This window comes from Streptomyces sp. FH025 (genome assembly GCF_017427025.1).
GTDB lineage: Bacteria > Actinomycetota > Actinomycetes > Streptomycetales > Streptomycetaceae > Kitasatospora.
Genome location: NZ_JAFLNG010000130.1, coordinates 1 through 14,107, shown reverse-complemented (window position 1 = coordinate 14,107; position 14,107 = coordinate 1). Strand labels below are relative to the sequence as shown.

Below are 14,107 nucleotides of genomic sequence, written 5' to 3'. Positions count from 1 at the left end.
GTGGGGCGCTGCCTCCAGCACGGCGTGGGCCCACACTTCGAGGGACGCCTTCCTCAACGCGTCGTTCGGAACCTGGCTGACAGGCTCGGGGCCCATCACCTTCCATTCCGGCGTACCGTCCGCTCGAAACAGCAGTCGCCACCAATACGGCTGCCAGTAGGGCTTCTTCAACGAGGACCAGCTCCCGATACTTCGTAGCGGCCTCGCTCGGCGGAGGGCGCTGTTGACACAGGTGGGTGATCCGCTGTGGTGAGTGACGCCGGTCCCGTCGAATCGATCTCGTTGGTTCACCAGCTGATGGTGAGTCGAGTGTCGGGCCGGGTGATGCGCGCGCCCGCTTCGAGCCGGTTGTCGGGGGTGGCGGAAGGGTAGGCGGTGATGATCGGCTGAGCGGGCCGCTCCTGACCCCAGCTGTGGAGGAGGTCGGCCGTCTGCGCGGAGAGCTTGTGGCTGTCAGGGCCGCTGGTGACGATGCCCAGTTCGTCGGCGTCGTCGCTCACCGGGCGGGTGGTCAGGTAGGCGAGGGTGCCGCCGTCGTAGAGGGCGGCGCCGGACCAGCGGACGGCGGGGGCGGCCAGGCCGAGACCGCGCGCGGAGGCGCTGATGGACAGACCCAAACAACCCTCACGCCCAGGGCCCGACGGTCTTGTCTGCACCGCCCGCCTGCCGCTGTCGAGTACCACCCTGAACTATCTCGCTGACCTGATACGCGGTCATCTGAAGAAGACCGGTTCCAGGTGGCGGGCCCTGCCCGCCGGGAAGATCGTCGGCATCGTGCTGGCGGTGCTGCGCTGTGACCAGCGGCCCGGCGAGGCCGTTGACCTCCTCGCAAAGTCGCGGCAGGCCGCCTCCAGAGCTGCGAAACTTCGGCATTCCTCAAGGAGGTTGACGCCCTTGGGGATCAGGTCGGCCTTGGCAATGCGAACGATGGCCTCGCTGCCGCCCTGCTCTCCGGGTCGGCGGGTATGCAGGTGCGGATCGTCATGGTTCAGGCCAACCTGTTGTCGGTTGAGAAGCGAGTGGGTGCCCCTGCCCGGAGACCGGCCAGGGGCACCCTTTAGTTAGCTAACGCTCTGATCTTAAGTTCGCGCGAGAAGGTTCCACCTCTGGGCTGGGCTGCAGTCCCAGAGTTGCAGTCTTGCTCCGTTGATCGCGTTGGCGCCGGGGACGTCGATGCAACGGCCGGAGGCGGGGTTGTAGATGGTGCCGTCGGGCCTGGGGACGAAGATCTGGTTGTACGCCGCGTTGCCGCAGGTCCAGAGTCCCAGCACGGTGCCGTTGGTGGTTCCGCCTGCGGCGGCGTCGAGGCATCCGTCGCGGTAGCGGAGGGTTCCATCGGGCTTGAAGGTCCACTGGGCGTTGCCGGGGTTGCAGTCCCAGAGCTGGACGGCCGTGCCGGGGGCGGAGCTGCCGCCGTTGGCGTCGATGCACTTGCTGGTCTGGGCGGTGAAGGCGATGGGGCTGTTCTCGGCGTAGGTGCTGAGGACTCCGTCTGGGCCGCTGGTCCAGGTGTAGTAGGGGGCGGTGGTGGTGGAGTGGCCGGTCCAGATCTGGATGACGCCGTTGGGCGTCATGCCCCAGAGCGTGGGGGAGCCGCTTCCGGTGAGGTCGCCGTCGGATCCGATGACGGGCCAGCTGGCGGCGGCGATGCCGGCGAGTTGGGTGTCGGTGGCGATGCTGGTGATGGTGGGGTAGTTGGCGTTTCCGCCGAAGGGGTTGGTGATGGTGATGGTGCCGGTGGTGAAGGTGTAGCCGCGCAGTTCCCCGGTGGTCTGGTTGCGGGCCCACAGGCCGGGGTGTCCCTGGTTTGCCCAGTCGCCGGGGGAGATGAGGTCCCAGCCCTTCCATCCGGTGGCGGCGAGTTTGGTGGGTGAGCCGAAGGTGGCGTCGCCGATGGTGGGGTAGAACCAGAGGGCGCCGGTGCCGTCCGGGCTGGTCTCGACGGTGAACAGGCCGGTGCGGTTGAGGAACTTCTTACCGGTATCCAGGTTCGTGGTGCTGGGGTCGCCGCTGGCGGCGATCTGCAGCGTGGTGGACCAGTCGGTGGTGTTGTAGCCGGTGCAGTCGGTCAGTTTCGGGTCGCAGGCGGGCTTGGCCAGGGTGAACCAGGCGTCGAAGACGCCGGTGACGCCGGTGTTGCCGGGGTTCTTGTAGAAGTAGAGCTTCTTGTCGCCGTCCTTGTAGACGATGAGGTCGTCGACGTTCATACCTCCGCGCAGACTGCCGCGATGGGTGACGTGGTAGTTGGCCCAGGAGTCGCTGTAGGGGGACTTGGCCTTGGGTGCGGCGAGCGGGGCCTTGGGCGCCGTGGCGGGGATGCTGTAGGCGCGTAGGTCGCCGTTCGGGTCGGCGGTGACGATGTCGGGCAGGGCGTCGCCGGTGACGTCGCCGAAGGTCGGCGTGGGGCTGTTCGGGTTCCACGGGACGTAGAAGGCGTACTGCGCGACGGGGGAGAGGTTGCCGGCGTTGTCCTCTGCCTGGATGTAGAGGACGTTGGTGCCCCAGCGTCCGGCGGTCACCGGGATCTGGCCGGAAGGCATCGAACTGCCGCACTGCCAGGTGGCGTCGACGAGCTGGGGGTCGAAGCTCCAGCGCAGGCAGGCGACTCCGGATGCCCAGCCGCCGCTGGGGGCGGGGTCCGTCGCGGTGAAGGGGACGCCGCCGCTCTGGCCGGCGTAGATCTGGGGCGTCTGGCCGTTGCCGGAGGGCGGGAACTGCTTGCTGGTGTCGCTGACCGTGGTGGGGAAGGTGACGGTCGGCGGGGTGAGGTCGACCTTGAAGTAGCAGGCAGGGGTGGAGGCGGACCACGGGACGCCGTCCAGCTGGTCGGTGGCCATGATGCTGTAGCCGTAGGCGTGGCCGTCCTGGATGACGCTTCCGGGGACCTGGAAGTTCGTGACGCCGCCGTTGTTGACCAGCGGGGTGAGGCCGCTCGCGACATCAGGGGTTCCGGGGAGGTTGTAGTCCCAGATGTGGTCCCACGAGTAGAGCTGGGCCTGGGTGGGGCTGGTGACGGTGGCGTTGAGCCAGACGGCGTTGTCCTGGTTGGAGCCGGCGCCGAGCCAGGCCCAGTTGTTGGCGTTGCCGTCACCGCATGCCTGGTTGGTCGCCGGCGGGCTGACCGTCTTGGGGGCGGGCCACACCGCCGGGTTCTTCGGGATGTCGGGCACCCGGTCGTACGTGACGGAGATCGTGGGCTGGTAGGTGAAGCGTTTGAAGGCGTTCTGGTTGCTCTCGTCGCCGTAGAGGCCGAAGGTCAGCTGGCCGTTGTTGGCGTACTGCTGCATCGCGCCGGTGATGTTGAACTGGAACGGCACGTTGTCGTGGCAGCCGGTGTGACCGGAGCCGCCGACCCAGGTCGTGCCGAGCGAACTGCCGACCCGTCCGGGCTGGTTGGACCATGTCGTGCCGCTGGCGATCGGCCCGGTGACGTAGAGGTTGAGCGGGTAGGTGTTGGTGCAGGACCAGTCGGCGGAGACGTACTCCTGCATGGTCATCGTGGCGGAGTGGATGACCGCCCCGTAGAGCGCGCCGATGTCGAACTGGTAGAAGCTGCGCTCGATGTCGGAGGGTGAGCAGCTGCCGCCGTTGGGGTAGTAGCCGCAGACGCCGGCGCCCGGGTGGTCAGTGTCCTTGCTGCCCTGGTAGTTCCAGTTGTTGGAGCCGTTGTGGGCCGACTGGACCCAGGTCCAGGAGTTGGCCGTCAGGGACCACGGCAGGAAGTCGGGGTCGATGTAGTACGGGGCGGTGCCGTGCGCCAGGAGGTCCTGGTCGGGCGTCAGGTCGATGCCGGAGGCACTCGCTGTGACCGGCATGGTGGAGACCTTGGAGGCTGCCCCGGGGCCGGCGTCGGAACTGGCAGCAGGGCCCTGGCTCGTATCCGCCGGAGCGTCAGTGGCCGGGGCGAGCACCTGGGCGCTCTTGGCCGCAGGCGCGGTGGTGCTCGCCGCGCTCGGGGTGCTGCTGTCCCACATCTGCGGAGTGCGGGCGACCCAGCGGGGTTTGCCGTCAGCGCCGGCAGCGGTGATGTTGCCTTGCGCGTCGCTCTGGACGGTGACGCCGTCGACGGTGGTGTCGAAGTGCAGGTTCTTCAGGGCGGGGTTGGCCGCGGCGGCCTGGGTCTTGACGACCAGGACGGTGGTCAGTCCGCCGAGTTTGGTGGCGGTCACCTTGAGGTCGATGTCGGGCGCGACGGACGGGTAGACCACGCTGTCGCCGCTGACCGTGGGTGCGGGGAGCTTGAAGGGGGCGGTCAGGGCGAGCTTCTTGCCGTCCGTGCTCGTCAGGGTGGCCAGTGGTCCGCCACCTCCATTGGACAGTGCGAGGCCGCTGACCGCTGACCTGGGTGAAAGGGTGCCGTCGGGATTGGCCGCGAGGGTGGCGTCCAGTCCCTGCCAGGCGCCGTTGCGGTTGACGCGCTGCTGGTCCAGATGCGTGGTCAGGGCCAGGTGTCCCTCGGGAGTGGCGACGGTCTCGCTGAACTCCGTAGTGAGCGAGTCGATCGGGACGTTCTTCTGCGTGGCCTTGGCCTCGGCTATGGCCTTCTCGGCCGCGTTGGCCGGTGGGCGCTCCTTCATGCGCTCCGCGGTGGCGGCGTCGATGGTGGCCTGAGACGGCACCGCCGGCGCTTCCGAGGCGCGGGCAGCCTGCCCCGAGAGGCCGGCAGTGAGCATCAGAACCGCTGTCGCGGTCAATGCCCTCAGCGGTGCACTGTTATGGCGGCGCTTTCTGTTCAAAACGGGAATCTCCCCCAAATAAAACGGGAAGACCTGCACGGGCACAGGTCAGGGGCACCGTATGGGGCGGGTCGGACATCAGCCAGTGCAATTCAATGACGAAAGTCCGGCTTGCAGGGAATTGGTCGATTCGTGGACCACAGTGAGAAGCCTCACCTGTCACGAGGTCTTGACTATCCGTCATCGGCATCCGCTAGCATCCGGCGGTTCGGATACAGGGCTCGGCTCCCGTATTCGGGGGCCCAATCTGTTTGGGAGATGCAAAAGCGTGTCATTCAAGAAAAAACCAGGCTTCGAGAGCATAAAGGGCAGGCGAGGGAGATTACGAGCCCGGTTGGCGGCTGTCACGACGGCTGCCGTGCTCGGGTCGCTGCTGGCACCCGTGCCGATGGCGGCGGCGGACGGGCCGGACTACTCGCGCAAGTGGTCGCCGCCGAACACTGCCCTGCCGAAGACTCCTTCGGTCACGGGTCAGGACGCCGCACCGGTGCCGGTTCCGAAGCCGGAACACCCGGTGCCGCCGACCTGGACACCGCCGACGAACCCGCAGCCGGTTCCGAGCGGCCACGCCGCAGTGAACCTCGGGTCCGCGCCGCAGGCCCACACCCTCGGTGAAGGCGAGAAGCCACAGGCCGGCGATGAAGCCAAGGCTGCCGACCTCCCGGTCACCCTCGCGCCACTGGCCGGCTCATCAGCGGCCGGCCAGACGATCCAGGTCGAGGTCGCCGACACCAAGACATCGGCTTCCGCCGGAATCCCCGGCGTGGCGGTGACCCTCACCCGCTCTGGCTCGGGGGATGCCGCCCCCGTGCGCCTGGGCGTCGACGCGTCGAGCCTGGACGCCGCGTTCGGCGCGAACTGGGCCGCCCGCGCCCACCTGGTGGTCCTGCCGGGCTGTGTGACAACGACGCCGCAGGCCCCTGACTGCCAGAAGCAGACGCCGCTCGAATCGCACTACGACCCGTCGACGAAGAAGCTCATCGCCGACGTTCCGTTGACCGGGACGGGCACCACCAAGGCGGCCGCAACCACCCCGGACACCAAGACCGCCGCCGATGCTGCCGCTCCCGGGGCGACCCGCGCCGTGTTCGCGGACGACACCACCACCTCAACCACTGTCGGGGTCGTCTCCGGGTCGTCCAGCGGCGCGGGAACGTACTCGGCGACCAGCCTGGACCCGTCACAGGCGTGGACGGCCGGCGGTTCCTCGGGGGCGTTCACCTACGACTACCCGATCCAGGTGCCGGCACCGCTCGGCGGGACGGCCCCGAAGCTGGCGCTCTCGTACGACTCGGCCTCGGTGGACGGCAAGACCTCCTCGACGAACTCCCAGGCGTCCTGGATCGGTGACGGCTGGGACTACAGCCCCGGTTTCGTGGAGCGATCGTTCAAACCCTGTTCGCTGGACGGCATCGCAGGCTCCGGGGATCAATGCTGGACGGGCGCGAACCTGGTCTTGTCCCTGGGAAACCACTCCGGACCGCTGGTGCAGGAGGACACCTCCTGCCAGTCCGGCGCCCCCGCTGCGATGGAACAGTCCAACTGCACCTGGCGGATCAAGGGCGATGACGGCACCAAGGTACAGTTCCTGACCGGTGCGACCAACGGCACCTGGAACGGCTCGTACATCAAGGTCACCGACACCAGTGGCATCGTCTACTACTTCGGCCTGAACCACCTGCCCGACGCGAACGGCAACCCCACCACGCTCGGCGCGGACAGCGGCTCGGCATGGACCGTCCCGGTCTACTCGCCCAACAACGGCGACCCGTGCTACGACCCGGCCAAGGGCAAAGGCTCATGGTGCCAGAGCGCCTGGCGCTGGAACCTCGACTACGTCGTGGACCCGCACGGCAACCTGACCACCTACACCTACACGCCCGAGACGAACTACTACGCCCGCGGCGGCGGCCAGAACAACGGGAACGGAGCCAGGACCGCCTACACCCGCGCGGGCGTGCCGTCCTCGATCGGCTACGGCCAGCGCCTGTCGGACCAGCTGAGCAACAACGGCGCCTACAACCCCGCCGCGAAGATCGTCTTCAACACCTCCGAGCGGTGCCTCACCTCCACCGCAGCCTGTGACCCGTCCCAGCGCACCGCGGCCAACGCGGCGAACTGGCCCGACGTCCCACTGGACCAGCAGTGCGACGCCACCAGCACGTGCACCGTCTACGGCCCGACGTTCTGGACCACCAAGTGGCTGGCATCCATTGCCACCCAGGTCCGGGTCAACGGCAGCTACCAGACCGTGGACTCGTACACGCTGAACCACACGTTCATCAACGTGCAGAACGCCACCGAGAACACCCAGGTCCCCTGGCTCGCCTCCGTCCAGCGCACCGGCCAGGATCCCCAGGCCTCCGGCGGCTCGATCAAGCTGCCGGCGGTGTCCTTCACCGCACAGCTGCTGCCCAACCGCGTGGACGGCACCAAACTGGTCCCCGCACCGCCGGCCTACAACCGGCCGCGCATCCAGCTGATCACCACCGAGACGGGCGGCACCATCGGCGTCAACTATGCCTCCGCCGCCTGCTCGCGTGTGAACAACGTCATGCCGGCCTCCGCCGACAGCGACACGCTCTCCTGCTACAACGTTAAGTGGAGCCCGCCCGGTTCCGCCGCTGGCGCGGCACCGGTGGACGACTGGTTCCTGAAGTACCCGGTCGCCAGTATCACGCTGAATCCGGGCACACCGGGTTCGGTTCCGATGGTGACCAACTACAGCTACGGCAAGGCCGCATGGCACCACAACAACTCCGCGCTGACCGACGACAAGAACCGGACTTGGGACCAGTTCCGCGGCTACGCGTCCGTCACCGAGGTATCCGGCAGCGGCAACGACGGGCCGCAGTCGAAGAAGTCGACCACCTTCTACCAGGGCATGGACGGCGACCTGCTGGCGAACGGTACCACCCGCAGCGTCCAGATCGCCGGCCCGATGGGCGCAGGGGCCACCGACGCCGACTGGCTCTCCGGCCAGAGCCGGGAGAACGACACCTACAGCAGTGCCGACCCCGGCGGAAGCATCGTCAGTTACACGGTGGACTCCTTCAGCGGAGGCCCGGTCACCACCGCCACCCACAGCCAGGGCAAGAACCTTCCCCCACTCCTCGCCCAGTACGCAACCACCACCATCGTGCGCACGACCAAGGCCTCCAGAGCCGACGGGACCTGGCAGTCCACCAGCAACACAACAACGACCGACCCATCGCACGCCAACCGCATCACCACCTCGCTGGAAAGCGCCGACGGCCTGCCGGACATCTGCACCCGCACCGGCTACGCCGCCGGATCAGACCTGCAAATCCTGGAGGTGACTTCCGAGTCGATAGCAGTCTCCGGCCCGAATGCCTGCACCGCGACACCCACGGCCGCCAACACGATCTCCTGGAAGCGGACCCTGTACGACGGCCAGCCCTTCGGACAACTCGGAACGGCACATGACGCGACCGGGACGCTGACCCTCGACCACTTCGACTCCGCCGGAACCCCGCAGTTCAGCACTGCAAGCGCGACGTACGACAGCTACGGGCGCATCACGAGTGCGACCGATCCCAATGCCACCGACAGCGCACACCCGGGCGGCGCGACCGTCACCACCGCCTACACCGCGGCCAACGCGGGTGAACTGCCCAACACCATCACCGTTACCAGCCCTGCCCCTGCCGGTGCGAGCGACGCGGCCACCGGCCGGGTCACCACCACCACGTACGACAGCGCACGTGCACTGCCGCTGACGGCGACCGACCCCAACGGCCGCACCACCACCGAGGCCTACGACGCACTCGGCCGACTGACCAGTGTGTGGCTACCAGGGCGGGACTCCAAGGCCAGCGCCAACAAGACCTTCGCCTACGCTCTCCCCGGTGTGGTCAACGGCAGTGTGGTGCCTCCGACGGTGACCTCCTCCGACCTGCTCGCGAACGGCTCCTACGCCGTCAAGATCGACATCCTGGACGGCGAGGGACGGACCGTCCAGTCCCAGGCGACACCGGCGCTCTCCGCCTACAAGGGTCGGCTGATCACTGACACGGTGTACGACTCACAAGGACGTGTCACCCGCGCGAACAACGCCCGGTACAACGACACGGCCGCGCCCAGCACCACGCCGTACGTGACCCGGACACAGGAAGTCCCGGCGCAGACGTACAACGTCTACGACGGTCTCGGACGCCCGGTGACCCAGCAGTTCGTCGCCTACGGCGTGGTCCAGTCCACGACCACCACCGCGTATCCCGGCGCCGACAGGACCGACGTCACACCGCCCGCCGGCGCCACACCGACCTCGACCGTCACCGACGCGCGCGGCCACAAGACCCAGCTCTGGCAGTACAAGACCGCCACTGCCACCGGAAGCCCGGCAGACGCGGACGTGACCTCCTACAGTTACACGGCCGACGGCCACCTGGCCACGCAGAAGGACGCCGCAGGCAACACCTGGACCCACGGCTACGACCAGCGCGGCCGAGAGATCACGCTGTCCGACCCGGATGCCGGCACCACGACCAAGACGTACGACGCCGACAATCGGCTGGCCTCGGTCACGGACGCGCGCAACCAGACCACCTCCTACACCTACGACCTGCTCGGCCGCACGACGGGCAGCTACTCCGGGACGGTCAGCCCGGACCACCAGCTGACCGGCTTCACCTACGACACCGTCCTCAAGGGAAAGCCCGCCACCTCGACCCGCTACGTCAACGGCGCCTCCGGCATCACCTACACCAGCTCCGTACTGGCGTACGACACCGCCTACCACCCGACCAAGACCACCACCACGATCCCCGGCACCGAGATCGGCCAGGGCACCACCCCGTTCACCTACACCTACCAGGCCATCTACGACCCCGTCACCGGCGCGCTGACCGACGACGACCGCTCGGCCGTCGGCGACATCGCCGAGGAAGCAGTCACCTACCACTACGACAACAACGGCCCGCTGAGCACCTACGGCGCCTACGGCGGAGCCACCTACGACCTCTCCTCGGACTGGGACGCCTACGGGCGCAACATCCGATCCACGGTGAACCCGTGGGGCACCCAGATCGTCGTCACCAACACCTACGACGAATCCACCGGCCGCCAGCTGTCGCAGTTTGTGGACAAGCAGACCGCCGCCACCGGAGCCGTCCAGCAGCTCACCTACTCCTACAACACCGCCGGGCAGATCACGGCGATCCGGAACATTCCCGACAACACGCCGTCGTCCACCGACCTGCAGTGCTTCGGCTACGACTACCTCGGCCGACTGACCAACGCATGGACGGACACCGGCACGCTCACCCAAGCCGCCCAACCCACCGTTGGAGGCATCGGCGCCTGTGCCAACGCCACACCCACCAGCGGCGCCCAGGCGCCCCTGAAGACCACGGTCGGCGGCCCCGCAGCGTACTGGCAAAGCTACGGCTACGACCTCACCGGCAACCGCACCCAGCTCGTCCAGCACGACCTGTCCGGTGACAGCACCAAGGACACTACGGTCAACCAGACCTTCCCGGCCCCCGGTACGGTCAATGCCGGCGGCGGCGCCGGGGGCCCGCACGCCCTGGTGTCCTCCACCACCACCTCTCCGAGCGGGATCAGCTCGGCCAGCCCTCAGTACGACGCGGCTGGCAACACCACGTCCATCACTGACGTCTCCGGCACCTCGACCCTCACCTGGGACGGTGAGGACAAGCTCACCTCCTACCAGAAGGCCGGGAGCGCGGGACCGACCACCTATCTCTACGACGCCTCGGGCAACCAGCTCATCCGCCGGGACCCGGGCAGGACCACCATCACGCTCGGCAACGACGAACTGGTCTACGACACGACCGTCGGCTCCGCCAACGCGGTCACGGGTGTCCGCTACTACCCGATCCCCGGTGGCATCACCTTGGTCCGCCAGGGCGGGAAGTCGACCTACCAGATCGCCGACCACCACAGCACCGGCACCCTCGCCATCGACGGCACCACGCTCACCGAGACCCGGCGCCTGACCGACCCCTTCGGCAACCCCCGCGGAACCCAGCCCACCACCTGGGCCGGCGATCACGGCTTCGTCGGCGGCACCAAGGACGACGCCACCGGCCTCACCAACCTCGGCGCCCGGGAGTACCAGCCCGACGCCGGCCGGTTCCTCAACCCCGACCCGATCATCGACCCCAACTCCCCCCAACAGTGGAACGCCTACGCCTACTCCGGCAACGATCCGGTCAACAGCAGTGACCCGAGCGGCCTGTGCCGTGCTGACCAGTGCGGCATCGGCACCCCGATCGGCGGGACCGGCACCGGGCCGAACAACCCGCTGCGGGTTGTCACCGAGGGACCGATCGACCCCAGTGACCCCGGTAGCGGATACATCCGCCACGGAGAGGTGACCAAGCCCCCGACCCCGGCTCCCAAGGGCTCGGTCTCAGCCGACGTACTGAGCAAGGTTCCGAAGAAGCGTCTGGACAACTTCAAGGAAGCGGTTCAGATGATCATGCGGGAGAGCCCGAAGACCTGGAACGTCCCGGGAACACCCGCGTACCAGGCGATCGAGGAGCGGGCCAGGCACATGGTGCTCGGCGATCTCACCCTCGAGGAACTGTGGGACGCCGCCAAGGGCCAGCTCGCGGGCATGGTCGTCGGCTTGGTGGGGGCGGCACTGTGCCCCGAGACGGGGGGCGCGGGCTGTCTGGCGATGGTGGGCGCGGCATCGGGTTTGGCCGCGCAATGCGCCGAAGATTGCAAAGATACCCAGAAGATGATCCTCAGCGCAGTTGTCGGCGCCGCCGCGGGATATGCCGGTGGGAAACTCGGGGAAGTATTCGGCGGTTGCAGCTTCTCTCCGGATACCCAGGTTCTGCTAAGCGACGGAACCACCAAGGATATCGCTAATGTCATGCCGGGCGACGAAGTTCAAACCGGTGACCCGGCAACTGGAGCCCCCGCAGGCGGCAACACGGTCCGCGCACTCTGGAACAACCATGACAAGGACCTGCTCGACGTTACGGTCTCGGATGCTCAAGGAAAGCAGGCTGTTCTACATACCACGGCAAATCATCCTTTCTGGGATGATACGGTTCACGCTTGGGTGCCTGCAGGCAATCTCGCGCCCAGCCATCACCTTTCGACACCCGACGGGGCAGTGGCGGTCGTATCGAGTATCGTCTCGGAACCGGGTGTTGATGATCGCTTCAATCTCACCGTCGATGTCCAGCACACGTACTATGTAATCGCTGGCACCACGCCAATTCTCGCCCATAACAGTGGTGGACCAAACTGCGATATCACTATCTACAAGGCGCCGAGTAAGGGAATGACGGATAGGCTGCTTAGCGACGGCTTCTCGGAGAGGGACTTTCCGGGATCCGGCAACGGCTACCCGGACGGTCGTGCATACTTTGGACTCGAAGATGACGGCAAGACGATTGCGCTTGACTATGCGAGCCGAGGAGGCTATGACGGTGGTGTTGTGCAGATCAGGATCCCCAAGGCCGATTTCGAGCAGCATTTCCGCCAGTATGTAGGCTCGCACAACGGCGTGCCCAATGTGGAGGTCGCGATCCCGAACACGGCGTTTGGCATCCTTAATCAGTACCCGCGAAGCATGGTCGGGGGATAATGAACGAGCAGCTCAGCGCACATGAGCAGAGCCTCATCGGCGAGATGGTCGATGGAGAGGTCGAGGCGGTATTTCGCTGGGGCATCATCGTTGACCTGGGACTGTCCCGGGTTGGCTTGATCGACGCCCTCTACATAGATGATGAAGATTCCTATGAGGTTGGAGAGCGAGTCAGCTGCTATCTGGATTGCTTTGATGAACGGAAGGCCAAATTCATCCTGAGGCCGCCGGGCCAGATTCCTCTCGCGGAACGGCTAGGTCGCTCAGTCGGCTGATGTCGATGCCTGACTGAATAGAGTCGACACCGATCGGCAAATCTGGCGCGAAAATTAGAACGGCCGGACGTGAATGAAAAGTGGGGCGCCCTACCGGAACCTTCCGGTAGGGCGCCCTACTGGCTTTGACGGCAACGGTTGACGGCAATGCCAGTGGGGCAAGTGCTGCACAAAGCGGCGGATCGTCGCCGTGCGTCTACGGGGCGGCGCAGGGTTGCGCTGAGGGTGTCGATGGCCTGCCGCTGGAGGCGGAGGCGTACGTGGGCGTACACCGTGGCGGTGACGCCGATGTGGGCATGACCGAGTAGCTCCTCGATGACGGCGAGTTCGACCCCTGCTCCAGGGGCACGGTCGCTGCCGAGTGCCGAAGATCATGGAAGCGGATGCGGCGGAGTTTGGCCCGGCGGAGCAGGGCGGTGAAGTGCCGGGTGAGCGTGGCTCCCTCGATCGGGGCACCATCGGGCCGGGTGGACACGTAGTCGCTGTTCTGCCAGCCCGCGTCCCCCCGTCTCGCGTTCCTGGCGCTGCTGGTCGCGGTGGCGTACGAGTGAGCGAAGGCACGGGGTCGGCAGAGCGATGCGTCGCTCGGAGCTCTGGGTTTTCGTCGGGAGGGTGGTGAGGTCACCGCTGTGCAGTGGGTCATGCTCGACCGGCAGGGATTCGATGACGGCTGCCGCATCCCGGACTAGCCTCGACGGCGGTGGGGCAGCTGTGTGAGGGCGGCTGGTCGCCGTGCAGGTCGGCTGGTCTTCGATGGACTGATCAAGAGCATGAATTGGCAGAACATCGGCGTCAAGCTTCCCTGACCTAGGAGACCAATGGACACTCGGAAGTCTGATCAAGACCTGTGGACGGCAGTCGTGGCAGCCGAACGGCGGGCCGCCGATGTGCGGGCCGACTTCTACCGGAACGCCGAGTCGCGTCGTGACGTCCTGGCAGCTGCCTTGCAGGGGTCCAGCTGGGACCGAGGCGCAGCCCTCTCGTTCCTCGAGGCGTTGCCGGAAGATGTTCCCGTGTTGCTTGATCAGCTGATCGACAACGCGGTTTCACCTGGATGGGCACTTGCCGCGAGGCGGGTGATCGCGAGTGGGCAGACGGACGTCGTTATGCCAGCCGTCCGGCAACTCGTCGACACGCGTCTGCGGACGGCGGACGCTGGCGACTATCGAAGGCTGGCCGAGTTGTTCCGGTATCTGAATGACCGACCGGCACTTCACCGACTGGTCGGGCAGGCCGAAATGAGCGATGACCAGGACATCCGGGAGGTGGGCGAAGACTTCTCGCTCTGGCTTTCGGAATCCCTGTGAGTCGGAGCGCCGCCTACTGAACTGGCATGCCAAATGACTCCGTCGGACGCTGCCGACGGGGAGGTGCCCCTCCGAAGCCCTTCGGAGGGGCACCCAGGCCGTTGTGTCGACAAAACCTCCGGAAGACCGCTCGACGTGGTGCCGGCGTGGTCGGTCGCCGAGAAACCCCACCGGAGCGGTACCCGGTGGGGAGGCTGC

Annotated in this window: 5 protein-coding genes and 2 pseudogenes; 3 read left to right on the top strand and 4 right to left on the bottom strand. The window is 66.9% G+C overall.

The features are described from left to right. Window positions 1-287 precede the first annotated feature (287 nt). The 3 genes and pseudogenes from J0670_RS12445 to J0670_RS12435 form a co-directional block, all read right to left on the bottom strand. Window positions 288-617, bottom strand: a complete 330-nt coding sequence (locus tag J0670_RS12445; RefSeq protein WP_207811574.1) for a hypothetical protein — start codon at window positions 615-617, stop codon at window positions 288-290. Window positions 618-830: 213 nt separating this feature from the next. Then, a pseudogene (locus tag J0670_RS12440) lies at window positions 831-982 on the bottom strand (IS21 family transposase); the annotation flags it as partial. Window positions 983-1,079: 97 nt separating this feature from the next. Further along, the gene (locus tag J0670_RS12435) at window positions 1,080-4,673 is read right to left on the bottom strand and encodes a ricin-type beta-trefoil lectin domain protein (protein ID WP_207811573.1); all 3,594 of its coding nucleotides are present in this window, start codon (window positions 4,671-4,673) and stop codon (window positions 1,080-1,082) included. A 421-nt stretch (window positions 4,674-5,094) separates the two neighbouring features. Between J0670_RS12435 and J0670_RS40235 the strand changes: the two genes are divergently transcribed. Next, entirely contained in the window at window positions 5,095-12,327 is a 7,233-nt protein-coding gene (locus J0670_RS40235) for an RHS repeat-associated core domain-containing protein (RefSeq protein WP_207811572.1), read from the top strand. Then, complete coding sequence (locus tag J0670_RS12425; RefSeq protein ID WP_207811571.1) at window positions 12,327-12,602, top strand: hypothetical protein; 276 nt, start codon at window positions 12,327-12,329, stop codon at window positions 12,600-12,602. Before J0670_RS40235 ends, J0670_RS12425 begins: the two co-directional genes overlap by 1 nt. 194 nt (window positions 12,603-12,796) lie before the next feature. On the opposite strand, the pseudogene J0670_RS39145 reads toward J0670_RS12425, so the two are convergent. After that, window positions 12,797-13,231: pseudogene (locus J0670_RS39145) on the bottom strand (tyrosine-type recombinase/integrase); the annotation flags it as partial. A 189-nt stretch (window positions 13,232-13,420) separates the two neighbouring features. Between J0670_RS39145 and J0670_RS12420 the strand changes: the two are divergent. Beyond that, complete coding sequence (locus J0670_RS12420) at window positions 13,421-13,909, top strand: hypothetical protein (protein WP_207811570.1); 489 nt, start codon at window positions 13,421-13,423, stop codon at window positions 13,907-13,909. Window positions 13,910-14,107 lie beyond the last annotated feature (198 nt).